The 25,389-nt window shown below is 43.3% G+C and carries 29 protein-coding genes; 10 read left to right on the top strand and 19 right to left on the bottom strand.

Translation table 11 applies throughout. The features are described from left to right. Positions 1–115: 115 nt before the first annotated feature. Positions 116–478: a RidA family protein gene (locus tag L1D37_RS21675; protein ID WP_239849148.1), complete on the bottom strand. Its 363-nt coding sequence runs from the start codon at positions 476–478 to the stop codon at positions 116–118. A 250-nt stretch (positions 479–728) separates the two neighbouring features. On the opposite strand from L1D37_RS21675, the gene L1D37_RS21670 reads away from it, so the two are divergent. Further along, complete coding sequence (locus tag L1D37_RS21670) at positions 729–1,175, top strand: DUF417 family protein (RefSeq protein WP_239849147.1); 447 nt, start codon at positions 729–731, stop codon at positions 1,173–1,175. Positions 1,176–1,279: 104 nt separating this feature from the next. On the opposite strand, the gene L1D37_RS21665 is transcribed toward L1D37_RS21670, so the two are convergent. The 9 genes from L1D37_RS21665 to L1D37_RS21625 form a co-directional block, all read right to left on the bottom strand. Further along, the gene (locus tag L1D37_RS21665) at positions 1,280–1,756 is read right to left on the bottom strand and encodes a hypothetical protein (protein WP_132936138.1); all 477 of its coding nucleotides are present in this window, start codon (positions 1,754–1,756) and stop codon (positions 1,280–1,282) included. Positions 1,757–1,856: 100 nt separating this feature from the next. After that, the gene (locus L1D37_RS21660; RefSeq protein ID WP_239849146.1) at positions 1,857–2,144 is read right to left on the bottom strand and encodes a YciI family protein; all 288 of its coding nucleotides are present in this window, start codon (positions 2,142–2,144) and stop codon (positions 1,857–1,859) included. 44 nt (positions 2,145–2,188) lie between these two features. Further along, a complete protein-coding gene (locus L1D37_RS21655; protein ID WP_239849145.1) occupies positions 2,189–2,707 on the bottom strand; it encodes a GNAT family protein in 519 nt (172 codons plus the stop codon). Between the two features lie 70 nt (positions 2,708–2,777). Next, on the bottom strand, positions 2,778–3,242 hold the full coding sequence (locus L1D37_RS21650; protein WP_239849144.1) for an acyltransferase: 465 nt from the start codon (positions 3,240–3,242) through the stop codon (positions 2,778–2,780). A gap of 113 nt (positions 3,243–3,355) precedes the next feature. Further along, complete coding sequence (locus tag L1D37_RS21645) at positions 3,356–3,505, bottom strand: hypothetical protein (protein ID WP_165886753.1); 150 nt, start codon at positions 3,503–3,505, stop codon at positions 3,356–3,358. 93 nt (positions 3,506–3,598) lie between these two features. Further along, a complete protein-coding gene (locus L1D37_RS21640) occupies positions 3,599–3,955 on the bottom strand; it encodes a hypothetical protein (RefSeq protein WP_176679551.1) in 357 nt (118 codons plus the stop codon). Positions 3,956–4,179: 224 nt separating this feature from the next. Beyond that, positions 4,180–5,427 carry a RidA family protein gene (locus L1D37_RS21635; protein ID WP_239849143.1) on the bottom strand — a complete coding sequence of 416 codons (1,248 nt, stop codon included), beginning with the start codon at positions 5,425–5,427 and terminating at the stop codon, positions 4,180–4,182. Positions 5,428–6,049: 622 nt separating this feature from the next. Next, positions 6,050–6,400 (bottom strand): hypothetical protein, encoded by a 351-nt coding sequence (locus L1D37_RS21630; RefSeq protein ID WP_239849142.1) that lies wholly within the window; start codon positions 6,398–6,400, stop codon positions 6,050–6,052. 166 nt (positions 6,401–6,566) lie between these two features. Then, a complete protein-coding gene (locus L1D37_RS21625) occupies positions 6,567–7,451 on the bottom strand; it encodes an AraC family transcriptional regulator (RefSeq protein ID WP_239849141.1) in 885 nt (294 codons plus the stop codon). Between the two features lie 193 nt (positions 7,452–7,644). Between L1D37_RS21625 and L1D37_RS21620 the strand changes: the two genes are divergently transcribed. The 6 genes from L1D37_RS21620 to L1D37_RS21595 all read left to right on the top strand — a co-directional run bounded on the left by L1D37_RS21620 (position 7,645) and on the right by L1D37_RS21595 (position 13,638). After that, positions 7,645–8,793, top strand: a complete 1,149-nt coding sequence (locus L1D37_RS21620; RefSeq protein ID WP_239849140.1) for an iron-containing alcohol dehydrogenase — start codon at positions 7,645–7,647, stop codon at positions 8,791–8,793. A 253-nt stretch (positions 8,794–9,046) separates the two neighbouring features. After that, positions 9,047–9,793, top strand: a complete 747-nt coding sequence (locus L1D37_RS21615) for an amino acid ABC transporter ATP-binding protein (protein ID WP_017631248.1) — start codon at positions 9,047–9,049, stop codon at positions 9,791–9,793. Then, entirely contained in the window at positions 9,793–10,590 is a 798-nt protein-coding gene (locus L1D37_RS21610; RefSeq protein WP_239849139.1) for an amino acid ABC transporter permease, read from the top strand. Before L1D37_RS21615 ends, L1D37_RS21610 begins: the two co-directional genes overlap by 1 nt. A 12-nt stretch (positions 10,591–10,602) precedes the next feature. After that, entirely contained in the window at positions 10,603–11,412 is an 810-nt protein-coding gene (locus L1D37_RS21605; protein ID WP_176679545.1) for a transporter substrate-binding domain-containing protein, read from the top strand. A 139-nt stretch (positions 11,413–11,551) separates the two neighbouring features. After that, entirely contained in the window at positions 11,552–12,475 is a 924-nt protein-coding gene (locus L1D37_RS21600; RefSeq protein ID WP_239849138.1) for an amino acid ABC transporter permease, read from the top strand. Between the two features lie 218 nt (positions 12,476–12,693). Further along, the gene (locus L1D37_RS21595; RefSeq protein ID WP_239849137.1) at positions 12,694–13,638 is read left to right on the top strand and encodes an ADP-ribosylglycohydrolase family protein; all 945 of its coding nucleotides are present in this window, start codon (positions 12,694–12,696) and stop codon (positions 13,636–13,638) included. 193 nt (positions 13,639–13,831) lie between these two features. On the opposite strand, the gene L1D37_RS21590 is transcribed toward L1D37_RS21595, so the two are convergent. Continuing rightward, positions 13,832–15,838, bottom strand: coding sequence for a TonB-dependent siderophore receptor (locus L1D37_RS21590; protein ID WP_239849136.1), 2,007 nt, complete (start codon positions 15,836–15,838; stop codon positions 13,832–13,834). Between the two features lie 79 nt (positions 15,839–15,917). Here L1D37_RS21590 and L1D37_RS21585 point away from each other — a divergent pair, with 79 nt between their 5' ends. Further along, a complete protein-coding gene (locus L1D37_RS21585; protein WP_239849135.1) occupies positions 15,918–17,084 on the top strand; it encodes an AraC family transcriptional regulator in 1,167 nt (388 codons plus the stop codon). Between the two features lie 20 nt (positions 17,085–17,104). Here L1D37_RS21585 and L1D37_RS21580 read toward each other — a convergent pair whose 3' ends face one another. Next, entirely contained in the window at positions 17,105–17,992 is an 888-nt protein-coding gene (locus tag L1D37_RS21580) for a LysR family transcriptional regulator (protein WP_239849134.1), read from the bottom strand. Between the two features lie 101 nt (positions 17,993–18,093). On the opposite strand from L1D37_RS21580, the gene L1D37_RS21575 reads away from it, so the two are divergent. Continuing rightward, entirely contained in the window at positions 18,094–18,702 is a 609-nt protein-coding gene (locus L1D37_RS21575) for a LysE family translocator (RefSeq protein WP_239849133.1), read from the top strand. A 57-nt stretch (positions 18,703–18,759) separates the two neighbouring features. Here the strand turns inward: L1D37_RS21575 and L1D37_RS21570 are convergent, their stop codons facing one another. Further along, a complete protein-coding gene (locus tag L1D37_RS21570; protein WP_239849132.1) occupies positions 18,760–19,317 on the bottom strand; it encodes a hypothetical protein in 558 nt (185 codons plus the stop codon). A 294-nt stretch (positions 19,318–19,611) separates the two neighbouring features. Here L1D37_RS21570 and L1D37_RS21565 point away from each other — a divergent pair, with 294 nt between their 5' ends. Beyond that, on the top strand, positions 19,612–20,541 hold the full coding sequence (locus tag L1D37_RS21565; protein WP_239849131.1) for a VirK/YbjX family protein: 930 nt from the start codon (positions 19,612–19,614) through the stop codon (positions 20,539–20,541). A gap of 20 nt (positions 20,542–20,561) precedes the next feature. On the opposite strand, the gene L1D37_RS21560 is transcribed toward L1D37_RS21565, so the two are convergent. From L1D37_RS21560 to L1D37_RS21535, 6 genes are all read right to left on the bottom strand, one after another. Further along, a complete protein-coding gene (locus L1D37_RS21560; RefSeq protein ID WP_239849130.1) occupies positions 20,562–21,800 on the bottom strand; it encodes a DUF1501 domain-containing protein in 1,239 nt (412 codons plus the stop codon). Positions 21,801–21,808: 8 nt separating this feature from the next. Then, positions 21,809–23,170: a DUF1800 domain-containing protein gene (locus L1D37_RS21555; protein WP_239849129.1), complete on the bottom strand. Its 1,362-nt coding sequence runs from the start codon at positions 23,168–23,170 to the stop codon at positions 21,809–21,811. 140 nt (positions 23,171–23,310) lie between these two features. Continuing rightward, entirely contained in the window at positions 23,311–23,742 is a 432-nt protein-coding gene (locus L1D37_RS21550) for a GNAT family N-acetyltransferase (RefSeq protein ID WP_239849128.1), read from the bottom strand. A gap of 121 nt (positions 23,743–23,863) precedes the next feature. After that, on the bottom strand, positions 23,864–24,358 hold the full coding sequence (locus tag L1D37_RS21545; RefSeq protein ID WP_239849127.1) for a GNAT family N-acetyltransferase: 495 nt from the start codon (positions 24,356–24,358) through the stop codon (positions 23,864–23,866). A 51-nt stretch (positions 24,359–24,409) separates the two neighbouring features. Then, on the bottom strand, positions 24,410–24,832 hold the full coding sequence (locus L1D37_RS21540; protein WP_239849126.1) for an N-acetyltransferase: 423 nt from the start codon (positions 24,830–24,832) through the stop codon (positions 24,410–24,412). A 101-nt stretch (positions 24,833–24,933) separates the two neighbouring features. After that, positions 24,934–25,272 (bottom strand): zinc ribbon domain-containing protein YjdM, encoded by a 339-nt coding sequence (locus tag L1D37_RS21535; protein WP_132745611.1) that lies wholly within the window; start codon positions 25,270–25,272, stop codon positions 24,934–24,936. Positions 25,273–25,389 lie beyond the last annotated feature (117 nt).

The following is a 25,389-nucleotide window of genomic DNA, read 5'->3' as shown; positions in this document are numbered from 1 at the left end:
GAAAAAGCCACTCAAGTGATTCACCTGAGTGGCTTTGTTTTATCTGTTCGCTGCCTAATTGATTAGCTGATTAGCGTTGATATCGACTAATGCTTACTTCTAGAGATATTTCGGCTTATTGAAACTTTTCACCCGCAGCAACCATAAACGACATCTCAACCAATAGCTCTGGGTTTGCCAGTTCAGCCTTTACACACGCTCGGCTTGGTGCGCTACCTTCAGGGAACCACGAATCCCACACTTCATTCAGTTCATCGAAGTTAGCGAAATCTGTCAGATAAATTGTCACCGACAATACGCGAGATTTATCGCTGTCGACCAAGCTCATCATTTCTTCAGCTTGGTCAAAAATTTGCTGAACCTGACTCTTAATTCCCGCCGATGTATCCGTCTCTGGTACTTCAACAAAGCTTGCGATGCCATTAAATACAGTGACATCAGACCAACGTTTGGTCGGGTTAATTCTATGGATTTTCACGAGCGAGTCTCTTCTTATGATTAGGGTTTACGTCAGCGTAATCTAATCCAAATTCCTAATATTGAAAACAAAAATTAGAACGGGCCTTTTCCTGCTTTAAAACGGCCCTTTGCAACCAGCCACTTTTCAACCCAATTAGTGAGGGCTCCAGTCTGCACTCGTTAAGAAAGATTAAGTATTATTCTCACAGCGAAATTAATTTTGTACTCATGCGGTCATATTCAGGGATTTTATTAAATGGAGTACTTTTATGCATGTTCAAACCTATGATTTAAAACAGACTAATGTGGGATATAACCTTGGAGTGGTTGGCGTAGCATTAGTGCTAGCTTGGATTGGTATTTACAAGTTTACGCCAACCGAAGCGATGCTCATTGAACCGTTAATCGCCAATCATCCTGCAATGAACTGGCTTTACAATCTGTTCTCAGTACAGGCTGTGTCTAACATGGTGGGTGGTGCGGAGATCATTGTCGCAATTGGACTGATCATTGGATTTAAGAAGCCTACAGTTGCCTTCTATTCAGGTATTGCTGCAGCGGCTATCTTTGTTGTGACACTCAGCTTCCTGATTACAACGCCGAATGCTTGGAAAGTATCGGATGGCATTTTAGTCACTAACTTCTTCCTAGTGAAAGACATCTTGTTCTTGGCGATCGCGATTAGCGTAATCGAACGTAACAAACCTCAGAAGTAACCGTAAATCTATAAGTGGCCGTAACTAGAAGTAACTTTAAACCTTGAAATGAAAAGACTCGAAGCTGGCTAGAAGGACGCTGCCAGCTTCTAATGTATAAAGTTTTACTCTGCACTCGCATCGTGATTGAAGCATTGTCTCGTTACCAAGCCCCATTTTTCGTCCTGATATTGATCTTCCACGTAGTTACCTGATGTGTAGTCATTAACGACCTCTCTCCAGAACTTAACTGCATGCTCAGCGCCCAATACTTGCTTGATCTCCCAACTGCCTTTTAGATGTTCAAACAGCTCACAGATAAACCGTTTCCCTACTTTGTTTTTCCGAAAATAAGGCACAACATAGAAATCACAGATCTCAAACTCGTTTGGCGCTTTGGTTTCAATGGCGGTTAACGCCGCAGGAACTCCATCAATGTAGAGTAGGTAACCCGTTACGGTCTCACCAAGCGTCGGGTAAATCTCAAACAAGCCATACTCGTCTGGTTTATCTCCGATGATCTTTGAAAACTCGGCTGCATAACCCTGATATAGATTCGCGTATACCTGCTGATTCCCACTATAGACTGTCACAATGTTCATAAACTGATCTCTGTATTGTTCACTCTGCAATTCATGTGAACGTATATTTACCACACTCATTATCTCAGTGTTCGTAAAAGGATTTGCCGATATCCGACGATTATGTAACCAAAAACTTAAACTCTTTTGAAGCTTTCGTTGGTAGCATCTCGATAACTTCGTATTTAGCTATACCTTCACGATGAAATGGATCTTGAGTAAGAATCGCATCTAGTTGCTCTCGATTACTGAGCGTAGATAAGATAACTCCACCTGTTCGAGGTTTTTTACGCCCAGACAGCTGAAAATACCCCAATTCATACTGCTCATTCAAAAATTTAACATGTTCAGGAATGAAACGGTCTACCTCTTCCATCGGCACTTGGTATTCGAGAGAAACAATAAACATAATAATTCCTTATTTCAGAATATGAGTGATGTTGAGAAAGTTATTTAAACAGATAACGCTTTACGATAGTAATTGGCGTCTTGATTTTTCCCTTTGAATACAGCGTAGTTCTCTACAGGCCCAACTAACTCAAAACCTGTATTAGATAAGATTTTATTTGAGCCAACATTACCCACTGACGCATAGGCATCAACATATTTAAGTGAAGAGTGCTCGGCCAAGTAGATAAGTAATTTCATCACTGCGTTAGACGCAACACCTTTAGAACCAAATGCGTGGCCTACCCGATAACCTAGTTCTCCACCTTCAGTGTTCTGGTCGATATCACGAACGTTGATTCGCCCACAAATAGTGCCATTAGCTTCTTTTATCAACATAGGAATCATCTCGCCATTGTCATACGCTGTTAGAAAGCTCGTGACTTGCTCGGCAACACCCGCATTGGAATAGAAACGGTCTTCCCGAGCAGGGACAAATTGCTCAAACCACTCTCTATTTTCAACTTCAAACTCCAACAAAGCACTGACATCGCTTGGGTGAAGTAAGTGTAAAAATACATCCATAATCAATACTCTGTCGCTTATCTAAAAAGCCGCACCTTATGATTCATACTGCTCAGCTTGTCTCTTGAATTTAAGGTAAGTCTCTTAACTTCTTAGCAGGGTTGCCTGCATAGATACCTTTCTCAGTGATGTCTTTGGTCACCACACTACCCGCTCCAATCACTACCCCTTCGCAAATGCTGACAGACAATACTGTCGCATTGGAACCAATGGTAACGTTGTTTGCGATAACGGTGCGCCCCCAACTGTCTGGGTTTGGATCTGGTTTACCCTCTTTGAACAAGTCATTTGCGAACATCACACCGTGCCCAACACAGCAGTCACTTCCGATAGTCACATACTCACAAATGAAGGTGTGAGACTGAATCTTACTTCTCTCACCTATCACGGAGTTCTTTTGAATCTCGACAAATGGGCCAATGAACACATCGTCTTTAAGCTCACAACCATAAACGTTGCTTGGTTCGATGATAGTGACATTCTCACCACACGTAATATCAGTAATCTGCGCCTTTAAAACTCTAGGACTTGCCATACTTCCTCTCGACATTAGCGTCACAATTCAACATAAGCGATTGTGCCGTATGCATTAAAGTGCCTCAAATAGAGATATTAAGAGTTGGCAATAGATCAAAGATCCTGCATAAATTAAAACAAGCCAACCAACACGACTGACAACAGTATGCCTCCGATAAAACTTGGGGCATGAAATGGGCGAGCTTTAGATTTTACGTACTCTTTCTGAAGCTCTTCTTGATAAGTTTTGACGGCAAGTTCTTTTACGTAGTTATTTTGCATAATAAGCTCCTTTTCAATGATTAAGAGAAGCTTAAGACTTGAAGTAAGGTTGAGGTAAAGCAAAAATTCAGATTAATTGAACACTTTATTTTGTTACTCAAGGATTACCCTAAAGACATCGTTATTCACACCACCTACGTCCACTAACTCTCCAGTTTTCACATGAAGTGACGTGTTTAGTTGTCGAGTTGAGCGTGGCTCTTTCGTTTCTCGAATCACGAGCATATCGACCAAGTAACCAGAGTCTTGCTTTCGTATTGAACCTGAAAAAGTCACGCTTTCAACCCTGTCCGCGAGTACAGAATTAAATGTTTTATCTTCTAGCACACCTGCCGAGATCGATGTATCTCCATAAAACAACGTGATACTGGTTGGTTCAGGTGCTAACACTTGATTGGATGAACACCCCATCATAGCTAGGCACAACATTAAAATAACTCGAAATTGCATAAACTGGTTTTCTTACGTTAAGCGTCTGTTTTTCATATTAAAACACTTCGCATCAATAAACGCCATACGTTGGCAGAAGCTTGTTTAGAGTGAGTTGTGTAGTGAAGCTTAACAAAGGGGTTATGTATTTAAATAGGGTTAGCTAATCAGAGAATCGGCTCTAACTCCTTGTTCAGAAGTTAGAGCCGACCTTGGATCGCTATATTCGAATTGGGTTCAGTGAATTAAGCAACAACGTCTTGTGGAGGTGTGCCTTCGCAGTTAGAAACGACGGCATCAATTTGAATTAGAGCATTCATAGGAATCTCTGAAACCCCTACCACCGTTCTTGCCGGTAATTCAGCATTAAAGAATGTGGTGTAAATCTCGTTCACTACATCAATATCTGAAACATCTTTAAGCTGAACATTAATTTTCACCGTATCGTCCATGCTGTGGTCAACACTTTCAATGATCGTCTGAATATTCTTAAGGCACTGTTCAGCTTGCTCTTTTATGCCACCAGCAACCACCTCATTGGTTTTCGGATCTACAGGTAATTGACCAGAAATATGATTGTAGTGAGAGAAAGCAACAGTGTGCGAATAAGGCATAAACGGTGCAGCCACCGTATTATTAGCTTCAATAATCAGTAAGCGAGTGTCTTCTGGCAGTTGTGGCGGTGTGCCATCGCCGTGTGAAACGGACGTATCGATTTGAACTAAAGCACCCATTGGTAGTTCAGCAGCATTAACAAGTGTTCTTGCTGGTACATAACTTGGGAAGAACTTAGCGCAAACTTCATTTACCTTTTCTGCATCTTCAATATTTTTAAGGTAAATCGTGGTTTTAACCACATCGTTCATGACATGACCGATGCTCTCTAGAATCGTTTTAATGTTTGCTAAACATTGTGTCGTTTGTTCTGTGATACCACCTGAAACCAACTCACCTGTATTTACATCGATAGGCAATTGAGCTGAAAGGTTGTTGTAGTGAGAAAAAGCCGCTGTCTGCGTCGATACAGTACTTTGAGGGGCGTTATCTGTATTTCTTGATACCTTCACTAGAGCGCAAGGTGCTTGTGGTTTAGTGCCTTCGCCGTTTGAAATAAGCGCATCCATTTGAACTAAAGCGTCACTGTTTGGAAGCGCAGCTATGCCCACAACAGTGCGTGTAGGTAGACTGTTTTGGAAGAAGCTTTTGTAAACTTCATCGATAGCATCGATATCAGAAATATTCTTAACGAAAACATTAATCTTCACAACATCATCCATAACATGGTCGATGCTTTCAACAATAGCCTTAATATTATTTAAGCATTGTGCTGCTTGGTCTTTAATATCACCAATCACAACTTCACCTGTTTTAGGATCGACAGGTAATTGAGCTGAAAAGTTATTATAATGAGAAAAAGCGACCGTTTGTGTAGATACAGAATTTGTTGGTGCGTTTTCAGTATTTCTTGAAAATTTAATGATATCGCTACTCATCGAAATTATCCTTTTAATAATATAGGAATACGTGTTTATTTTGAACAATCGTATTGGAAAGAATGATTAAAGTAGCGCCATGTTAAGTTAATTATTTTAGGGTAAACGTGATACCCGTCAGACTCTAAGGTGACTATAATTCAGCAAGTTACAGAATAATTAGTCATCACACGACTAAATATCCGTCACATTTGGCTTTATCAACTGCTAAATTCTCTTTAATTTTTAAACTATTCAATAATCCTGAATACTCTCTCAAGTAGTGTGATAAGTAATTTACGAAATTTAGATGCAGTTTGATAGGTTGTTCACAATAAAACAGCCTTATTATCAGGACCACTGAACTACTAATAAAACATTATGAATAAACTCTTAAGCTATTTAACTAATTATTTTTAAGAGGCTATTTTATACGAGTAAGTTAATAATATGTTCGATAATCAAATACCAACAATCGGACAAAGCCCATGGTTAGATACATTTACTCATATAATTAAACAAGTGACATGTTTAGGATAACTGCGTGAGAAAGTTGGTTGTGATACTAAGAAGTGCTGTTTTCTGAAATGAAGATGGCGTCAAGACTCGCCATAGACGCCATTGGGTCTGGTTAACCTTCAATTCAAAGAAATTGCAGAACAAAGCAAGCAATGAAAGCGGGTAAACCAGCGATGAACAACACTAAGCCTGTCTGGTAATTCATTCGGTAGTGTTCTTGTTGGTCTTTATCAAAGTCATGCCCTTCGACCATTTTGTAGACTTTATCTGTAATTGGGTCATCAAGGCGTGTCGTTTTACTCTGAACACCACCTTCCCACATTAACTTTGCTAGAACCCAGATAACAATGACTACAAAAAACAAGAAGTCGACGAGCCTTGTTGTGGCAAAGAAAGGAAAAAACTGAGAAAGCGCTAAAACAATCAACGCTGCTGTTAAATTAATTAGCGCTACTTTTTTCAATAGATCGAGCAAACTACCTCCTAGAGAACGTATGTAATTTAGGTGTTCTTCAAATGACTATGATTTATACACGAACAAGTATTTATAAAATAAATACTCCTCGATCAACCGAAAAATACGTGTGATATCGTATATCATGAAATACCGCACGTTTCGGAACATAGATATTGAGTAAAGGCTAAACAGCTCTTGGGGTGGTATTGAAGTGACGCTTAAATTCGCGGCTGAATTGGGACGGGCTAGAATAGCCGACTCGGCGTGCGGCATCGTTAATTCGTAGGCCTTCTAACTGAATCAACTCTTTGGCTTTGTTGAGCCTTACCTTCTTCAAGTATTGAAGTGGTGATTCAAAGGTGACGTTACGAAAAGCATTATGGAAAGCAGACACACTCATGTTCGCTTCATCGGCTAACGATTGAACGGTAATGGTTTGGTCATACTCTTCATGTACTTTAGACAGTGCTTTGGCAACGCGTGCGTAATGGCCGTCGTGATGGGCAAGATCGAATAACACACGCCCCTCTGAACCTGTAAGCGCGCGATAAACAATTTCGCTAACAAGCGCATCGCCCAATATGTTGGCTTCGATATCGCAATGCAGCGTCTTGATAAGTCGAGTAAAGCTTTCTAGCATCCTATCTTCCATAGGGGTCGACTCTAAACCACTCGAGTTCTGCTTATGTTTGTTGCAGTAACTTTCGAGAAAGCCTTGGTCTTCTAGCTTTTTCACCAAGCTGTGTAAACGCTGAGAATCAATGTTAATAGACAAACCAAGCAAGGGGTCTCCATCGACGGGTAAGGCTTCGCACTCTAATGGCATTGGCACACCAACGACGAGGTAGTCGCCCGCGGCGTAAGTAACAGGCCTTTCGCCGATATAGATGTTCTTTTTACCCTGCCCGAGCATGATGATGCCAGACTGATAGGTAAAAGGTTGGCGCTGGTTACCACCACTACTTCGGTAAAACCAGACACCCTCGATCTCAGTTTCTCTGATCCCTTCGAGATCATCCCAACCTTTGTATTCAACGTAAGACTGCATTAACTGAGCGAGTGTATTCATAACTGGTGATATTCCATTCAAGGTGCGGAGTGTATTTGCACAAAAGCCCAAAAAGAATAACAAGTTTGTAGAAATAGGCAATTAATTTGGAGGAACTGGCCTTCACCACCCTAAATTCCTGTACTAATATGCAAATATAGAAATTGAGCAATAAATCAGAATAAAAAATCTAGCTTTACACAAGGAACCTACAATGCAATTTACTTATGTTAACCCTACAGTAATTCACTTCGGCCAAGGCCAAATCAACGCTATCAGCCAAGCGGTTGATACTTCAAAGAAAGTACTTGTCATCTACGGTGGCGGTTCAATCAAGAGCAATGGTGTTTACGACCAAGTAGTCGCATCTCTTAAAGATCATGCTTGGATTGAGTTTTCTGGTGTTGAAGCAAACCCAACGAAAGAGACGCTAGACAAAGCCGTCGCTCTTGTTAAAGAAGAAAACGTAGAATTCATTATCGCTGTTGGCGGTGGTTCGGTAATCGATGGTTCTAAGTATGTGGCTGCAGCAGCTAAATACGACGGTGACGGTTGGGACATCCTAGCGGGCAAACACCAAGTAACAGAAGCAACGCCAATCGGCGCAGTATTAACGCTTCCTGCTACAGGTTCTGAATCTAACATGGGTGCGGTAATCACGCGTAAAGCGACTCAAGAGAAGCTGGCTTTCCTTAACCCTGCAGTACAGCCTAAGTTTGCGGTAATGGACCCAGATGTAATGAAGTCTCTGCCTGAACGCCAGCTAGTTAATGGTTTAGTTGATGCTTGGGTCCACGTGTGTGAGCAGTACATCACAATGCCAACAGACGCGATGGTTCAGGACGGTTACGCAGAAACACTGCTGAAAAACCTACTTGTACTGGGTAAGCAATACGACGAGCGTGACAACGACGCATGGCGTGCAAACCTAATGTGGACAGCAAACCAAGCACTTAACGGCCTGATTGGTACGGGTGTTCCTCAAGATTGGGCAACACACATGATTGGCCACGAGTTCACAGCACTATGGCACGTAGACCACGCGCGTTCTCTTGCGATTGTTCAACCTTCACTACTTCGTAACCAAATCGAAGCGAAGCGTGGCAAGCTAGAGCAAATGGGTCGTAACGTGTTTGCTCTAGAAGCGGGTGCTGATTTAGCGGAGCGCACTATCGATGCAATCGAAGCGTTCTACCACAGCCTAGACGTTGCAACTATGTTTGACGGCTACGAAGCAACTAAAGCAGCAGCAATCGACAACGTTGTTGCTCAGCTTGAATCACACGGTTACCTGCAACTTGGTGAGAACCAAGCAATCACGCCAGAGAAAACACGTGAGATTCTAGAGTCTGCGATTCACTAAGCTCACTAAAGCTTAAACAAAGCCGTACAACATAGAATGACAAAGACAATTTGAACAAGTGAAGTGCCGTAAACAAGATTTATGGCATCACACTGAACCAAATACTTTGGCCCTACGTATATCAGAAGCAGCGTCCATTTCGGGCGCTGCTTTTTATTTGCCCTACAAGATGCTATTAAATTCTCATAAGTCCCTAATTTTATGTGCAATCATATTTCTATATTGTTAAGGTAAACCTGTCTCTTTACTAGGTATGAACAACGATTTGAACAATCTCAAGGAAATGGTTAAGTTTAAGTCACTTAACAAGTGGTATGGTGATTTTCATGCCCTAAAGGATATCGATTTAAATATTGAACAGGGAGAGATAGTGGTGATTTGCGGGCCGTCAGGTTCAGGGAAATCAACTTTGATCCGCTGTATCAATCAGCTAGAACCCTTCGAAAGTGGCGAGCTTTCCGTGCTAGAACAAGCGCTTCCGTGCAAATTCAACACGCCAGGTCAAGTCGGAATGGTGTTTCAGCACTTCCATTTGTTCCCCCATCTTACTGTGCTTGAAAACCTAACTCTGTCCCCAATTCGTACGCTCAAGAAAAGCAAAGAAGAAGCAGAGAAAACGGCTATGCATTATCTCGAATGTGTGCACATTGCAGAGCAAGCGAATAAGTACCCAGCTCAACTTTCTGGTGGCCAACAACAACGTGTTGCGATTGCTCGCTCTCTTTGTATGAAGCCAGAACTTCTATTGTTTGATGAACCAACATCTGCTCTTGATCCGGAAATGATCAATGAAGTGCTTGATGTGATGGTTGAGCTTGCAAGTGAAGGGATTACCATGGTGTGTGTGACACACGAAATGGGCTTTGCGAAACGTGTTGCGGACCGTGTCATATTTATGGACGAAGGACAAATCGTGGAATCCAATACACCACAATGCCTGTTCGAGAATCCTCAACACGAGCGTACTCAAGCGTTCCTAAATCAGATTCTGACTTACTGATGCTGCTTAAAATAGTGAAACCTGCCCTGTCTGCATTGATACAAATTGTTGTGCTCGCGGCAGCTGTTATCTGGATCCTCGACTCTGGCGCACAAGCTATGGGGTACAGGTGGCAGTGGGAACGCGTGCCCGACTACATCGCTTTTTACGAAGACGGCGAATGGTGGCCTGCAGAATTGATGGAAGGGCTACTCGTCACCATCAATATCTCTCTGATTTCTTTGGTCGCTACGTTGGCTATTGGTTTAACCACAGCCCTGCTACGCAACTCCAATTCTGTGGTTGGGCGAACCTTAGCTATCAGCTATGTCGAGTTGATTCGTAATACGCCGTTGTTAGTACAAATTTACTTGCTCTATTTTGTGTTTGGCCCCGTATTAGGGCTGGATCGCTTTAGCACGGCTGTTTTAGCCTTGGCACTTTTCCAAGGGGCATACACTGCCGAGATATTCCGAGCCGGTTTAAATGGCATTGCTAAAGGACAATTTGAAGCCGCTCAATCTTTGGGCTTATCAAAGACCTATACTTATTGGGATGTGATTCTTCCTCAGGTGGTACAACGCACGTTGCCACCTTTAACGAATGAGGTTATCTCCCTTATCAAAAACTCTTCGATTGTGAGTGTCATGGCTATTTTTGACCTGACAACCGAAGCCAGAAACATTGTTTCTGAAACCGCGATGCCATTTGAGATCTGGTTCTCTGTGGCGATCATTTATCTCGCACTTACACTTTCACTTTCTGCCGTTGCAGCTTGGCTTGAGCATAAGCTCGGAGCTAACTGGCGAACACAATAAGGATTTATCAGCATGAAGCTATTTAAAACCGCAATTACAGCTCTACTTGCGCTTGCCGTAAGTTTGCCTGCACTTGCTTCTGAAACGCCTAACCTAGATAAAATCAACGAACGTGGCTCTCTACGTGTTGGTATGTCGACTTTTGTACCTTGGGCAATGCGCAACAAACAAGGCGATCTAGTTGGCTTTGAAATCGATGTAGCAAAACGCCTCGCTGAAGATTCAGGCTGGAAAGTTGAATTCGTACCGACGGCATGGGATGGCATCATTCCTTCTCTACTATCGAACAAGTTTGATGTAATCATCGGTGGTTTGTCGATCACTGAAGCACGCTCTAAGAGTGTGTTGTTTACTGAACCTTACTCTCATTCAGGTGTTCAACTAGCAGCAAACAAAGAATTGGCTGAAGGTTTTACTCAAATCTCTGATTTCGATTCTCGCCGTGTGAAAATTGCAGCTCGTCGCGGCGCATTCACGGTTCAAGTGGCTCGTGAAACTTTCCCGAAAGCAAAAGTACTTCAGTTTGATGACGATGCTCAAGCGTTCCAAGAAGTGCTAAACGGCAATGCTCACGCGGTTATCGCCTCTAGCCCGAAACCAGAGCACGAAGCGATCAAAAACGCAGACACACTATTCATTCCATTTGAAGAGCGTCTGTCAAAAGGTAACGAAGCATTTGCTGTGCGCCTAGGCGAAACAGACAAAACTGAGTTCTTCAACGAGTGGATCAAAGCACGTACTGAAGACGGTTGGTTGAAAGAGCGTTACGAGTACTGGTTCTCTACTCTAGATTGGCAAGACCAGATTGCTCAAGGTCAGTAATCTAAAGCTAGTTATTCGCTAAATAACTAATCAAGGCAGTACCTTGCTGGTACTGCCTTTTAAGAAACACCCGAGATAGCTATAAACTCGTAGCCACCTCTCACAACACATTAATTATCATCGTTTAAACAGGAATGACGTGAGTAGTACTAGCGCATTATCAACGCCCAAGCCCAACCTTCACTCGAAGCCTTGGTATCAACGCCTCAATCTATTAGATGGAGTGTTGTTTGCCATCATTTGTGCGTTCGCAGGTTGGCTTTATTATCGCTCTGCTGTCGGTATTAATTATCAGTGGCGATGGGAAGACGCGTTCACGTTAATCTTTATTCCACCGTCTCAAGGCAGTATTCCTTATTTCTTCCAAGGCTTGGTCGCAACATTGCGTTTGAGCTTATGGAGCATGGTCTTAGCACTCTCTTTCGGCACACTGTTAGGAGTAGCAAGACACTCTAAGATCGCTTTATTCAAAACACCGGCGCTGCTTTTCATCCAGTTGGTTCGAAACATTCCACCATTGGTGTTTGTGTTTATCTTTTACTTCTTTGTCTCTAACCAGTTGATCCCTTTGCTTGGTTTAGAAACCCTTTTACGTGAACACAATGGTGAAATTAACGCTGTTCAAGATTTCCTATTCGGGCCTGCAAACCTTTGGGAAAACTTAGCCTCTGGCGTAATCTGTATTGGCCTGCTCTCTTCCGCTTATATCGCTGAGGTTATTCGAGCTGGCTTAGAAAGCATCCCTAAAGGCCAATGGGAAGCGGCTGATTCACTCGGATTGTCTGCATTCTCTAAGTATCGATATGTGGTTGGCCCACAGGTATTAACCGCAATTACACCACCTTTAGCGGGTCAGGCAATTTCTCTAGTAAAAGATACCTCGATTGTGTCGCTGATTTCGATTCAAGAAATGACATTTGTTGGCACTGAAATGGCGAACTCTTCCGGTTTGATCTTCGAGATCTGGCTGATTGTTGGCGCGGTTTACTTCGCGTTATGTTTCACGCTTTCACGTATTTTCAAAGTCATTGAACAACGATCGAGTGTTTACCTTAACCGCTAGTGTCACTGTTTATTTAGACGTGTATTCAAGCGTCTGTTAGATGCCAACATAGCCACCTAAGTCATAATATTCATCCACTTATCCTGATTGGTTTAACCCATTGACCAATCAGGATTAATTGCTTAAAAACTCTCTACTGAAACACAGCAAACCCATCATTTAGACACTATACTTGAAGTATCAAATTCCATTGGATCTTCTCAAGGACTTCACTCAGCATGGACAATCATAAAGAAAGAGCTTTTTACGCCGTTGTTGGCGCATTGGTTGGAGACGCCGCTTCCATGGGGCTGCATTGGTTGTATGACCAAGAGAGGATCTTACACGTGGCGGGGTTTGAACCAGAATTTCGCTCACCAAACCAGTTCGATTATCAAGACAAGGGCTACTTCGCCCACCAAGGTAAAACCGCTGGCGACCAATCACAATACGGTGCTCAGTTATTGGCGATGGTCGATAGCCTAGTCGATAATCAACACTACGACGAAGCGAGTTACATTAAGCACTTCCGTTTCTGGTTTGATTTTGGTGGTAGTTGGCAAGGTTACATTGATAAAGCGACTCGTATGAGCTTGCTGAACATACATCAACTAGAGCTAGCTGATGCTCCAATCACAGCCTGTGGCGCAGATGACACCCAATTACCTGCGGTTTCAAAACTTATTCCGTTAGTGGCATGTACCTACACCTCTCACACCTTACCGGCTATGGTCGAAAGTGCGGTTCGAGTCACTAATAATAATGATAAAGCGGTAGAGTGGGCACAAGCGATTACTCTACTGATTCAAGCTGCTATTCAAGGCAACTCTCCACTTCAATCGGTAGAAATGGTGCGACAAACCTGCAGCAAGTTTATACACGATCAAATCGATGAAGCACTGGCTGAGCCCGAGCTTTCAATAACAGATGCCGCGAAAAAGTTCGGATTACATTGTGAATTGAGCGCCGCTTTCCCACTACTGATTCGCATTATTGCTGGCGCTCAGAGTTTTAAACAAGGCATTCGCGACAACATCTTATGTGGCGGTGATAGCTGCGGGCGTGCGATTGTAATTGGCGCAGTATTAGCAGCTTGCTTCTATGAAGAAGACGGCGCGATTCCAACAGAATGGCTAAACCAAGTCGAACTCAATGGTGGTGTCTTGTCTCTGCCTATTGAATAGCATTATGGAGCCTGATTAACTGCCCAGACAATCAAAAACTAAAGCACCTCTCGATTCCTTGCTCTAGAAGCGCTTTTCTTTTCACTAGAACGAATGACTTAAACGGATAACTTCAATTTCGAACGATAAACTTTGCGGATCCCTACGACCGTGAGTCTATCGCGCTAACCAAACCTACGAGTTTATGTCTTTCCTAGAACTGATACGCGGCGGAAAGCTTGTAGTTACGGCCAGGTTCATAGTCATCCAAAGTAAAGCCTCTTGCTGTTCCTGAACGAGATGCGTGTGAGGTGTATTGCTCATCAAACACGTTATCGATACCAAAGGTAACAGACAGTCCGTCAACATTTGATGGCACCCATTGTGCGTAAAGGTTATGAACATCGTAACCTTCTTTAATTGGCTGACCATCGAATACATTGTCTTCGTCTTTAACAAACATCGAGTTCCAACCAAAGATCGTTTCCAACGCTTCAGACTGGTAATCCAGAGTCAACGTGATGCTACCGCCCATATCAATACTGCGACCATTGCCACCCGCGACAGCGCCGCCTGTGTCTTTGTTCTTAGTATCTGAACGCGCATAAGACAGCTTACTGTTAAACATCTCGTAACCGTAAGACAAGCTTGCCTCGAAGCCCTTAATCTCGACATCACCCAAGTTGTAAATCAAGTAACTCTGGCTTGCAGCCTGGTACTCTTCAGTAATGTAATCATCAATATTGGTTTGGAACACGGTTAGGTTAGCCCCAACGAAGTGATCATCGATACGCTTATCAAAACGCACGCCACCTTGTGTGTTCTGCCCTGTTTCAGCTTTGATATCGTCCGCCAGATACGCGACATCTTGGTAAGCAATAAAGGTTTCCATCAACTCTGGGCCTTTGAACAATGAACGCGTACTCGCAAACAAGGTCCAATCTTGAGTCACATCCCATTGTGTTGCCAACGACCATGTTACGTCGTCAAAATCGTCGTTTCCTGTCTCAGCTTTACGCTGGTAATCATCAAAGCGAACACCTGCGGTGATAGAAAAGGCTTGAGTAAAGTAGAACTGGTCTTCAACAAAAAGTGCGGTAGAAATTGCTGACTCGTCCATAAACTTACTGCTGCCATAATAGCTGCTTGATGACTTGTCCATATAGTCAAAGCCATAGGTCGCGATATTATCAAACGACATTAAGCGGTAGTCCGATTGGAACTTAGCATTCAAGCCAAAGTTTTGGTTCTTCGCAGTGTTGTTAGACAAGCGATTCGATGGCCAACGCGGTGCCATAACGCTCTCATCACGCTGAATCTCGGTCTCTGTGTTATACAGAGTAACGTTACCCTTATGGCTTTCACCTCGTAGTTCATAGCTCGCCGTTATTGTGTCACGGTCATAATCGGTGGGAATGAGAATATCGTTAGACAAGCCTTCATTCGCACCACCCGACATATCTGGACGCGGGCTGTAATCACCGCTATCACGGTAGAGATCATAAGCGAGCTCAAAACGGTGTAAGTCACTCGGCTCAAAACCAATCTTACCGAGGATGTTGTACACATCCCCTTCTGAACCAAAGGTTTCATTGCCATCGCCGTCTTTAAAATCATCACGGCTCATGTAGTGACTGTAGAGCATGGCATCGACGTTATCTGACAATAAGCCATACACAGTTAATGAACCTTGCTGGCTTGCATTCGTGGCATAGCCACCATAAACACGGGCGCCAAAGCTCTCATCGTAACGAAGCAGATCTTTTGCGTCTTTGGTTTCAAATAGCACAGAACCGCCTAACCCATTTTGCGTGACCGAGTTGTTACCCACTTGGATATCGGCCGATTTCAAAATGTCTGGGTTAAGAGTGAGGTTACCAATATGGTGGAACATGTTCGCGTGCTGAGAAGCACCGTCGAGTCGAATATCTAAGTCAGTTTCACTTAAACCACGGATGGTAATTCGTTGGTTGACCGAGTGCGTTCCGCCAACATCAACACCGGGAATTTCACGCAGTAAGTCCGACAAATGGTCTGCTTGTTTAAGTGACATGTCATCGGCAATGATAGATTCGGTGTTACTGGATACCTTCGTTCCCCACACCACCACTTCATCAAAGTGCGATGTGCTCTCTTCTGCCATCACAGGGCTACTAAACGCACTGGCTATGGCAATACAGAGGGTTGAAAGCTTGATTGTTGAGCTGACTGGGCTTTCCATAATTCAATCCTAGATGTAAATGATAATAATTCGCAAACATGATAGGGTTGTAGTTTATAAATGAACAGATGATTTGCTTATGCGAAAACGCATAGCTGTTATGAGGAAAGGTCAAATGGGTGAAGTAGCGTCAGAGCAAACTAAACTTGCCGAAACGGCTATGACTGGAAGAGTCGAGTTAAACAAGAAAGCTGTGTTAACGAATAAGCCTGCGTTAACGAAAAAAGTCGCTCTAACCAAAAAGCTAGAGCAGACTGAAAAGCAGATCATTGTGACACAAGGTCAAACCAAGCAGACCTCACTTGCTGAAGGTCAATTCCTTTCTTATCAATACAATGACCTAATTTTTGTGCATGGCGGCCGCTGTATTGAATTGGTAGACAGCAACATCGTTTCAACGGCTCACTCCGCAATCTTGATTACCATTCTTCTCGAAGGAAAACTCACCTTTGGCTACGATGATCTCGAGTTCGATCTCGATGCCAGCAATGGACCACAAGGCGTGGTCGTCAACTTAGCCAAACCAGCTAACTTTAGGCGTTCATTAATTCAAGATAACAAGATGAATAAGATCAACATCTTGGTTAAGCCACAATGGGTAAAACCACGTTTAAGTGACCACTGTTCAAGCAAATCATTCTTAGATTCACACAAGGCGTTTTACGATGTGCAGTTCAACGCTGACATCATTCAACTCGCCAATACACTCACTGGCCAAGCGACACCGACCAACTTTCAAGACAAGCTTGTCGTAGAGACTTTGACTCAGCAGTTGCTTGCTCAAACCTTGTCTCAGATGCCGATTCAATGTTGCCAAGAGTGCACGTCTGAGGATATTAACGCTAGTCCAAATGGCACGGATAAGAACGTTGGTTTGGACCAAAACGATAACCAAGTGTCGGCTGAAAAAGGGTTCGATGCCAAGATTGAAGACATCATCAGCTACATTGAAATTAACCTAGATAAGCCACTCAGTCTGGAAAGCATCGCAGGTCGATTCTCAATGAGTATCTCCAACTTACAACGTCGATTTAAGCAGTCTTACAACCTGACGATCAACGGCTACATTCGCCACCGACGCTTAGATATCGCGCGCCAACACTTAGAACGTGGCTTGGTATCAATAACTGAAGCCGCCTATGAAGCAGGTTATCAGCACCCTTCAAACTTCACCAATGCTTTCAAGAAAGCGTTTGGTGTTCCGCCTCATGCACTTGCGAAACACTCAACATCAAGGGGGAATTAACTTCTGACTTAGAGATACTATTAGTTTTTAGTAACTGGAACACACTGCGACAACTCGCTCTTCAACCAAGTCACGAACGAATGCCCTGACTCATCCTGATTGCTATCTTGTGTGAGCAATATGTACTGATGGCCAGAAGATACAAATCCAAACGGCGCGATCAAGTTACCTCTTTCAATATCATCGGCGACAAGTGGATACGACCCAAGCGCTATGCCTAACCCATCGACAGCCGCCTGAAAGCAAAAGTAGAAGTGTGCAAATGTTTGGCTCGCAGTAGATTTTGACAGCTCTCCGCTATTACCTGTGTCTTCAGTGATAGCTCCCCAATCACCCCAAGCATTTGGTCGCGTGCTGCTGTGCAGTAATTTCACATCACCTAAGTTATCTTTTACCTGTTGCCAGTAATCCAGGGAACACACAGGGCCTACCCACTCTTCAACTAACGGTATCTGTTCGTAACTTTCGGTTAATTTAAAGTCATCTCGGCGAATCGCCATATCGAGCCCAGTCGCATCTAAATTCACAGCCCCACCAGCGGTAGACAAACGAACATCAATGCCCGACTCGGCGTAAAAATCACCTAAACGTGGCATCAACCAACGCATGGTTAATGTTGGTTCACACGACACCTCGAGTGCATGGTTGTTAAGTTGGTTGAGCTTTCGAACGCCTGTGTCCAACGCCTGAAACGCTTGCTCTGTGTAGCCTTTGAGTAACTCACCCTCTTTGGTCAAATATACATTACGACCCTGCTTATAAAACAGAGTTTGAGACAGATGGTTTTCCAGAACCTTGATCTGTTTGCTCACCGCACCATGGGTAATATTGAGTTTTTCTGCCGCTTCACTGTAACTCGTAGAATGAGCTGCGACATGGAAAACATGAAATGCTTTAAGATGCCTCATGTGTGATTATTTCTCACATATAAATGGAATTCATTTCGATTATAGGCAGCAAACAAAAACCATACAATGACGGCTCATCAAATAAGAGAATTGGAGTATTTATGGAGTGGTTAAGCTTGGCGGTGTTAGGACTATTGATTGTTATATGCCCAGGTGCTGATTTCGTTTTGGTTTTGAAGAACAGTGTTAATCAAGGAAGACAAGCCGGTATTTGGACTGCAATAGGTGTCAGCTTAGCGATTTGTGTTCACATCAGTTATTCGATGCTAGGCATTAGTTACTTAATCTCACAGAATGAGCAGCTTTTCGACATCATTCGATACGCAGGTGCCGCTTACCTTATTTACCTAGGCATAAAGGGCATCCTAAGCGCAGACAGTAAACTCGGACCTATGGAAGGAACGATGCAAAGTATCAGTATCTGGCGCTACTTGGCACAAGGCTTCTTATGTAACGTGCTCAACCCTAAAACCATGTTGTTCTTCTTAAGCATCTTCAGCCAAGTCATCTCACCTGACGCTGCGAACCAACATGTCGCACTCGGTTACGGGCTTTACATGATTATTCTTCACGGCTTGTGGTTTGGAATTGTCGCAATGTTATTTACTTCGAAGACGCTACAAAAACACTTGTTGAAAGCCAAGAAAAGGCTCAATCAAGCGTGTGGGGTTGGATTAGTATCTTTTGGTTTAGCGTTAGCATTAAAATAACTCGTTCACTCACAGTCACTATGGCAGCGATGGAGGCTGCCATAGTGATGTACTTAACTAACCTTCAAAGTCACTCACTTCCCATTTATTACTCACTTCGTTCGTCAGTAGATTCTGGAAATGCACAGCATCATGTGGTTGCCAAATACCAACGTGTAAAGCAAAGGAACGATCTTCATCTTGAGTCGCGTGAATGAAGTTTGAAGACATCGTTATTGTATTAGCCCTAATCGTATGCTCAGTTTCTAGATCAAGACTAAGAAACGATCTTCCATCGTTGGCAACAAGACCACGACGCATATTGCATCGAAACTGCGTTAATACATAGTTTCCCGGTTTAATACCATCAAACAGTGCGTACTTTGTATCTTCATACACAAATACACGTAAGGTCTGTGGTTCAGAATCAACTAATTTACCATCGACTTTTTCTTGTATATCAAACGAGAATGTCACACACGGGTAAGTTGAATCGTGCTTAGATATATCGGTCGCGATAGCTAATGCGCCGTTACCTTGCGGTTCTGACAATGTGTCCGTAGCCGACGTAGGAATACTTTTACAACCTGAAATACTCATAGCGGCAACTAACGCGACACCCAGAAACTTATTCATATAAAACCTTTATTCTTATCAATATAATTATTCGGCGACCCTATCATTAAAAAATCAAACCGAAAACGCCAATTGATAAAATATTGATATGTTTAGCATTATTTTATAAGAATACTGACACTTCTCTTATTTAGCTCCCTCTCGAAACAAACTCTCTCTAATCGCGTTTAACTATTGTGATTGATAGAAACCAACTAGTCAGGTTTCACGAATTTTTCACTAACACCTACTTATCATTTTATGGAGCGTCGTTCTTTATTTTCAACGATGCTTTTTTTCTAAGTCGAGGTAAACGTGCAAAACTTTCGTCAAATCGTTGAGCTTTCAAATGCTGTACACCCAAATACCAAAGGTTTAACCCGAATCAAGAAAAATATGCGCTTTACACTATGGGGCGTTATGAACCCAAAGATCATTCACAAGGTGCGTCAGCTTAAAGAGAAAAACAACCTTTCAAACCTGTTAGAGCAGAATCCGAAGATCTTTGAAAAGCCGCTGAAGCCATTTATCTGTGTTGGCATCAAGCCTAAAACACGTGCTTCGTTACTGCATTCTCACTTCGAACTTTTAGAACGAACATTTGGTTCAAATACAGTGGATTTGCACCTTTCTAACGTAGAACTTCTAACCTTTGCAGACAGAAATGGAGATGAGTTCAGAATTGAGACTTTCTCGGGAGAGTCTCGTGAAGGCTCACTAGGGATCCGACTCGTGGAGGCCAACACCGGGCTCACCATTTACTCGGTCACCTTTAATGTCTCTGATAATAATGGGCGTCGAACCATGCACATCGGCTGTCTACAAGGTACAAACAAGCGTATTGCCAACAGCCAAGAGAAGATCAAAGAACTGACGCGTTCATTGCATGGACTAAGACCAAAGTCACTCATGGTTGAACTGGCAATTATGTTTGCTAATTATATGAAAGTTGATGAGATTCTAGCTGTTTCGAATAAAGGTCATATCTACCAAGCAATGCGCTATATCGGTTCTAAACGTGGAGCTATAACTTTTGATTACGACACGTTGTGGACTGAAAATGGCGGAGCTTTGGTCGATAAACATTGGTTTTCCTTGCCCATTAAGCCTCTTCGTAAAGATGCCGGCACACTAAAAAAGACTAAACGCCGCTTGTACACAAAACGCTATGACTGGCTCAAGCAAACTGAAGAGCAGATCATTTCTCGGTTAAACGACATTAAATCTACTCCCAAGTTACATTAATTGTTAAGAGAAACGCCCTGCTAGATGATTTCCAGTGGCTTTACCATTTCACTATCAGGGAAGATGGTGTCGATCTGCTTTTCTTCTATCGACAGATGCTGGTTCAACACGCCTTTGATTACGCCTCGCATGTCTGTGGTTGGTTTAAGATCTCGCCCTTGGTACAGATTCTCTTGGCTTAATCCCGGCCAGCTTGCGATAACTTTCCCTCCAGAAGAATCTGAACTCAACAAACCTGAAGCCTTGCTAACCATCGCACCACCAGCAACCAACATGACGTTACCAGTGCCATGATCGGTGCCTTTTGTGCCGTTTTCCTTAGCTGTTCGGCCAAATTCACTGGCAGCGATGATCACCGTGTTATTCCAACGTGACCCTAACGATTCCTTCAGAGCCGCTAACCCTGTATCCAGAGTTTTGAGTTGGTTACTCAACCTACCATTTGCGTTGCCTTGATTGGCATGGGTATCCCAACCGCCTAGCTCTAATGCAGCGATATTTGGCCCTTTATCAGCAGATAAGATGTCGCCCGTTTTACTCATCAATGACTTGAATTGTTTGCCAACGCCTTGGTCACCCACCAGCTCATCGATTTTCATGACGCTTTCAAAGTTGGATGACAGCATTTGGTCACTTTGGAAGAGTTCTTCAAGTAGCTCTGTTTGTTTGTCACGTGTTTTTAAGCGGTTTGGATACCAACTTGCCACGGTAGACTTACCCTGCATGATGAGCGGCAGGCCTGAATCAATCGCGATTCCATCGTATTGTTCTGAGCTCAGCGCGAGCAAACGGTTAAGCCACCCCTCGGTGTTAAAAGGGTCGGAAGTGCCGTTTTCTAATATCTTTTGTCCATCAAAATGAGAACGCTCGCGATAAGCGGTTGAACAAGCATGAACGAAGCTAAGTTCTTTATTTTCATACCATTGATGGCAACTTTTAAGCGAAGGGTGTAACCCAAAGAAACTATCTAGCTTAAGTAGCTGATTAGGTTTTAAGCCGATATTCGGTCTTAGATCTGCATAATCAGGATCAGCATGAGGCACCACAACGTTTAACCCATCCATCGCGCCACGCAGTGAGACCCAAATAAAGATATTGTCTGAACGTGTTTTGGCAAAGCTTGGAAATGGCAACATCGCACTCACACCAACAGCTGCGGCCATGCCCATAAATTGACGTCGATTAATACTTTCTAGGCCTTGATTGTGTGGATCACGACTCTGCGACTTAATACTCTGCGAACCGTTTGTCTTTTTCATACCCACTCCTAACGATATTGAAACTGCGGGCTTAACCACAACAGGGAAAGTTGCATTGCAGCGCTGTCGGCTTTGCTCAATACAATTTGAGTATGCTCATCAATCGCATCGCCATACAAAGCTGCGATAACGTTATCCACGACTACCTTTGGTTTTGTACCAGACGCCTTAGCCGACTTTATCGCGATTGAGGCCAGCCTATTAGCCACTTGCATACGTTGAGTTAATGCCGAAGGGCTGTTGTAGTCTCTGTCTTGATCCGACCATCCTGCAGGTGAACCCGGTTTAAAAGGTGGTTGGCCTAGTGTGTTGAGAGTATTCAGTGCTTGCTTATCGTTAAGAGGAATGTCGGCACTGCGAAGCACCGCAAATAGCCACTCTTTCGGCGGTCTGAATCGATTGGGCTTGGGTTCATTAGCCTCTTCGCTACTAAGCAACAAGCGGTAAACAGGTAGCAAATCACCATTACCTTTTAAGTATGCAGCAACCATCTGTTCTGAGAGAGCTTTAGGCGTGTCACCAATAAAGTGCTGGCAAACCTTATCAACCAAATGTTTCGCTGTGTCTTGGTGGGTGGCTAAGGCTTTTAAACACGACTCCCCTTGCGAGATGCCTGATTGGGCGTAGGATTTTCCAAGTAAGGTGATACTGCCTGGTTCATGGAGGTTATTGGCGAATCGAAAACCAGCATTTGGAGATTGGAATTTAATACCCCACCCCGAGATCGCTTTGGCCAAGGCAATTACATCTTGTTGGTTATAGGAACCATCAACACCGAGGGTGTGGAGCTCTAGAATTTCGCGAGCGAGGTTTTCATTCAGCCCCTTATCACGGCGCTTACCGACTTTGGAATTGGGCCCAATGGAGAGTTGATTATCAAGATACAAAAGCATGGCTGGATGTTTTGAAGATGCCATCAGCATGTCGCTGAAATTACCATTCCAATGCTTGCGAACTACATCATTTTCAATACTTGCAGCTAAGGGCATCAGCTTTCGATTGTCGACCGAGATGGCAAAGTGGTTACTCCAAAACTGAATGATGCGCTCTTGAAAACCATAAGGTGTTTCAACGCTTTGCAGATGGCGAGCTTGAGCTTGTTGTCGGTAGTGAGTACGAAGAAAAGACTGTGCCTCTTTCTTCATTGCTTGCATCTTTTGCTCATCACCCTTGGCTTTCTTTCGCTGTTGACGATTCTCGCCGACGGTTATCAGGATAGATTCGGTTGTGAGTAAAGCTTGAATGGACTGATGAATAAATGGCTTTTTATCCAACTGTTCTAAAGGCGAATAATAGGTTATTTGACCTAATCTAGGCCCAAAACCAAACCTTTGCTCACCCACGATTTTTAAAGTTGGGTAATAATTCATTGCACACTCCCTTACGCTCAATCTGTTCTAAGTGTAATCGCTTAGTCATCAAGCATAGGGAGCTTTACAAGGTTTTACGTTAGATGGGTGTCAGGTGCCTATCAAGTTACAGACACGGTGTGATCATTTTGAATGAATGTCTATTTACGCCACATATATACAAACTGGTCGTTTTGCGAGGTGATTTCGAAATCAAATCTTAAATACAGTTCTCCAACTCGATTACCCTGCAGGTAACACAACTCAACTGGCTTACTTAGCTTGTCTGCGTGAGCTAAGCAATCGGTGAGGATTTGGCTACCAATGCCCTTGCCATGATATTCAGGCAACAAGAAGAATCGGCAAAAGTAGAAGTGGTCACCTTTGTCTTGCAGCAACACACTGCCAATCGCTTTGCCCTGATACTCAATGATTTCAGGCCTTTCCTCTGCCCACTCTTCGGCGTGTATATCTCGTTGAATTTGGTCATCCCAGCCAAAAACAGCCTTGATTGGCTCAAATTCAGCCGCCTTTTTTAGCTCGAACAGAAATTCATAATCTGATGACTGAGCAGGTCTTGTCGAATACTTCAAAATATCTCCAACAATAATCGATGAACTATAACCAAAGAAACCACCATCAATGGTGGCTTCAATTTAATAAAATCTCGCTAACGGAAGTAAGCGAACATAAGCAAGTGCCATGCTTTAGTATTCATTTTGGGTCTAGCTGATAGCGCAACACCTCTTGCTGATCTTGCTCTGAATAAAAGGTAGTTAAAAAGTGGCCGCCGCACTTCTCAATCACTTTTTGCGACGCAACATTGTCGCAATCACAGGTAATAATAGCGCTTTCGATAAGTATATAACGCTGAACCCAAGACAGCATATGACTGGCGACACCTCGCCCTCTTGCTTGTGGCAGAGTCTCATAGCCGATGTGCCCGATAACGTCATGAATGTATTCACTGATGCCGTGACGAACTCTGATCACACCAAGAATCTGCTCAGACTCAATACAAAAGTAAGTAGAAGCTGGCGTCCAACCTTCTGGCAAACACTCACCTTTTGAATAAGCTATTCGCCTTTCTAAGTAAGCATCACTGCCATCGGTAATACCGGTATAGATTTCGAGTCCATCATCGATACAAGCTTTTACATAATGGTGGAACGCATTCGAGTGCGCCATGTCGGCTTTGACTATATCCATATAACTTCTATTCCTACCTAATGCTCGTCTGACTATTCACTAAGCCCAACGTTAGGCTAAATGCATGGCGTACTCTTGGTGCCCTGTGTGCTCGTCGGCTTGTTCACTTACGATGTTAAAGCCTTGAGAAAGGTAGAACTCAACGGTTGCTTGATTCTCTTTGTACACATTTAATGACAAGTTCGGGCATTCCAGCTTGGCATGTTGCATGAGCTGTTTCCCGATACCACTCCCTTGATGCTCAGGGCAGACAAAGATCGCAGCCAATATCCCTTCATAAAGCGAATAAAACCCACGAACTTCCCCATCAACTTGGAACACATAGGTTTGTGACGCAGGAAGGTAGATATCGCGCATATTGCCCACTTGTGACTCCCAAAATTCAGGTGCCATGAAGTTGTGCGCCTTAATGGAAGCCGTGAGCCATATATTTAGGACCGTTTCGGTGTCGGCTGCGCTGTATTCTCTGATCATCTTGATTCTCTAACGTTTAAGTTTGACTCTGTTTGCTAGTCAGTATGCTCAACAACGGCCCAAAAGCATTGAACATTTACGACAATCGTCCGAAAAGATGGTTACTGCTTTTTCACGTATTTTGCAGTCACCAGCATTTCACCGCCACCATCAAGCTTACAATCTAGCTGATGATCTTTGCCTTCATTGATGCGTCGAATCACCGCTTTAGTACCGATTTTCAGTACGCTAGAGCTGCCTTTCACCTTTAAATCTTTAATAAAGGTGACTTTATCACCGGTATCTAACACTGCACCATTAACGTCCTTTACACGCGCAGCTTCTCTTTCTAAACGCTCTTCTTCTGGGTTCCACTCATAGGCACACTCAGGGCAGATTAGGTTGTTTTGGTCTGGGTAGACATATTCAGATTGGCATTGCGGACAAGGAGGTAAAGACATACGTTAATACTTCATTTAAATAGAATTTGCGTCCATTTTAATGACTCTTGCTAGGCTTAGCGAGCACAAATCTAGCCAATTATCTCAAGATAAACCTAACGTTGAAAAAGAGCTGTT

The organism is Vibrio sp. Isolate33 (genome assembly GCF_022397895.1).
Taxonomy (GTDB): domain Bacteria; phylum Pseudomonadota; class Gammaproteobacteria; order Enterobacterales; family Vibrionaceae; genus Vibrio; species Vibrio pomeroyi.
The sequence above is the reverse complement of the archived record's forward strand: the minus strand, read 5'-3'. Positions and strand labels throughout refer to the sequence as shown.

Excerpts from the sequence above, each read along its gene's own strand:
- L1D37_RS21655 (WP_239849145.1), bottom strand. The coding sequence starts at position 2,707 with ATGGATGTATTTTTACACTTACTTCACCCAAGCGATGTCAGTGCTTTG.
- L1D37_RS21595 (WP_239849137.1), top strand. The coding sequence starts at position 12,694 with ATGGACAATCATAAAGAAAGAGCTTTTTACGCCGTTGTTGGCGCATTG.
- L1D37_RS21645 (WP_165886753.1), bottom strand. The coding sequence starts at position 3,505 with ATGCAAAATAACTACGTAAAAGAACTTGCCGTCAAAACTTATCAAGAA.
- L1D37_RS21535 (WP_132745611.1), bottom strand. The coding sequence starts at position 25,272 with ATGTCTTTACCTCCTTGTCCGCAATGCCAATCTGAATATGTCTACCCA.
- L1D37_RS21670 (WP_239849147.1), top strand. The coding sequence starts at position 729 with ATGCATGTTCAAACCTATGATTTAAAACAGACTAATGTGGGATATAAC.
- L1D37_RS21635 (WP_239849143.1), bottom strand. The coding sequence starts at position 5,427 with ATGAGTAGCGATATCATTAAATTTTCAAGAAATACTGAAAACGCACCA.
- L1D37_RS21570 (WP_239849132.1), bottom strand. The coding sequence starts at position 19,317 with ATGAATAAGTTTCTGGGTGTCGCGTTAGTTGCCGCTATGAGTATTTCA.
- L1D37_RS21540 (WP_239849126.1), bottom strand. The coding sequence starts at position 24,832 with ATGATCAGAGAATACAGCGCAGCCGACACCGAAACGGTCCTAAATATA.
- L1D37_RS21555 (WP_239849129.1), bottom strand. The coding sequence starts at position 23,170 with ATGAATTATTACCCAACTTTAAAAATCGTGGGTGAGCAAAGGTTTGGT.
- L1D37_RS21610 (WP_239849139.1), top strand. The coding sequence starts at position 9,793 with ATGCTGCTTAAAATAGTGAAACCTGCCCTGTCTGCATTGATACAAATT.
- L1D37_RS21615 (WP_017631248.1), top strand. The coding sequence starts at position 9,047 with ATGAACAACGATTTGAACAATCTCAAGGAAATGGTTAAGTTTAAGTCA.
- L1D37_RS21590 (WP_239849136.1), bottom strand. The coding sequence starts at position 15,838 with ATGGAAAGCCCAGTCAGCTCAACAATCAAGCTTTCAACCCTCTGTATT.
- L1D37_RS21585 (WP_239849135.1), top strand. The coding sequence starts at position 15,918 with ATGCGAAAACGCATAGCTGTTATGAGGAAAGGTCAAATGGGTGAAGTA.
- L1D37_RS21620 (WP_239849140.1), top strand. The coding sequence starts at position 7,645 with ATGCAATTTACTTATGTTAACCCTACAGTAATTCACTTCGGCCAAGGC.
- L1D37_RS21625 (WP_239849141.1), bottom strand. The coding sequence starts at position 7,451 with ATGAATACACTCGCTCAGTTAATGCAGTCTTACGTTGAATACAAAGGT.
- L1D37_RS21665 (WP_132936138.1), bottom strand. The coding sequence starts at position 1,756 with ATGAACATTGTGACAGTCTATAGTGGGAATCAGCAGGTATACGCGAAT.
- L1D37_RS21640 (WP_176679551.1), bottom strand. The coding sequence starts at position 3,955 with ATGCAATTTCGAGTTATTTTAATGTTGTGCCTAGCTATGATGGGGTGT.
- L1D37_RS21650 (WP_239849144.1), bottom strand. The coding sequence starts at position 3,242 with ATGGCAAGTCCTAGAGTTTTAAAGGCGCAGATTACTGATATTACGTGT.
- L1D37_RS21560 (WP_239849130.1), bottom strand. The coding sequence starts at position 21,800 with ATGAAAAAGACAAACGGTTCGCAGAGTATTAAGTCGCAGAGTCGTGAT.
- L1D37_RS21545 (WP_239849127.1), bottom strand. The coding sequence starts at position 24,358 with ATGGATATAGTCAAAGCCGACATGGCGCACTCGAATGCGTTCCACCAT.
- L1D37_RS21575 (WP_239849133.1), top strand. The coding sequence starts at position 18,094 with ATGGAGTGGTTAAGCTTGGCGGTGTTAGGACTATTGATTGTTATATGC.
- L1D37_RS21605 (WP_176679545.1), top strand. The coding sequence starts at position 10,603 with ATGAAGCTATTTAAAACCGCAATTACAGCTCTACTTGCGCTTGCCGTA.
- L1D37_RS21660 (WP_239849146.1), bottom strand. The coding sequence starts at position 2,144 with ATGTTTATTGTTTCTCTCGAATACCAAGTGCCGATGGAAGAGGTAGAC.
- L1D37_RS21580 (WP_239849134.1), bottom strand. The coding sequence starts at position 17,992 with ATGAGGCATCTTAAAGCATTTCATGTTTTCCATGTCGCAGCTCATTCT.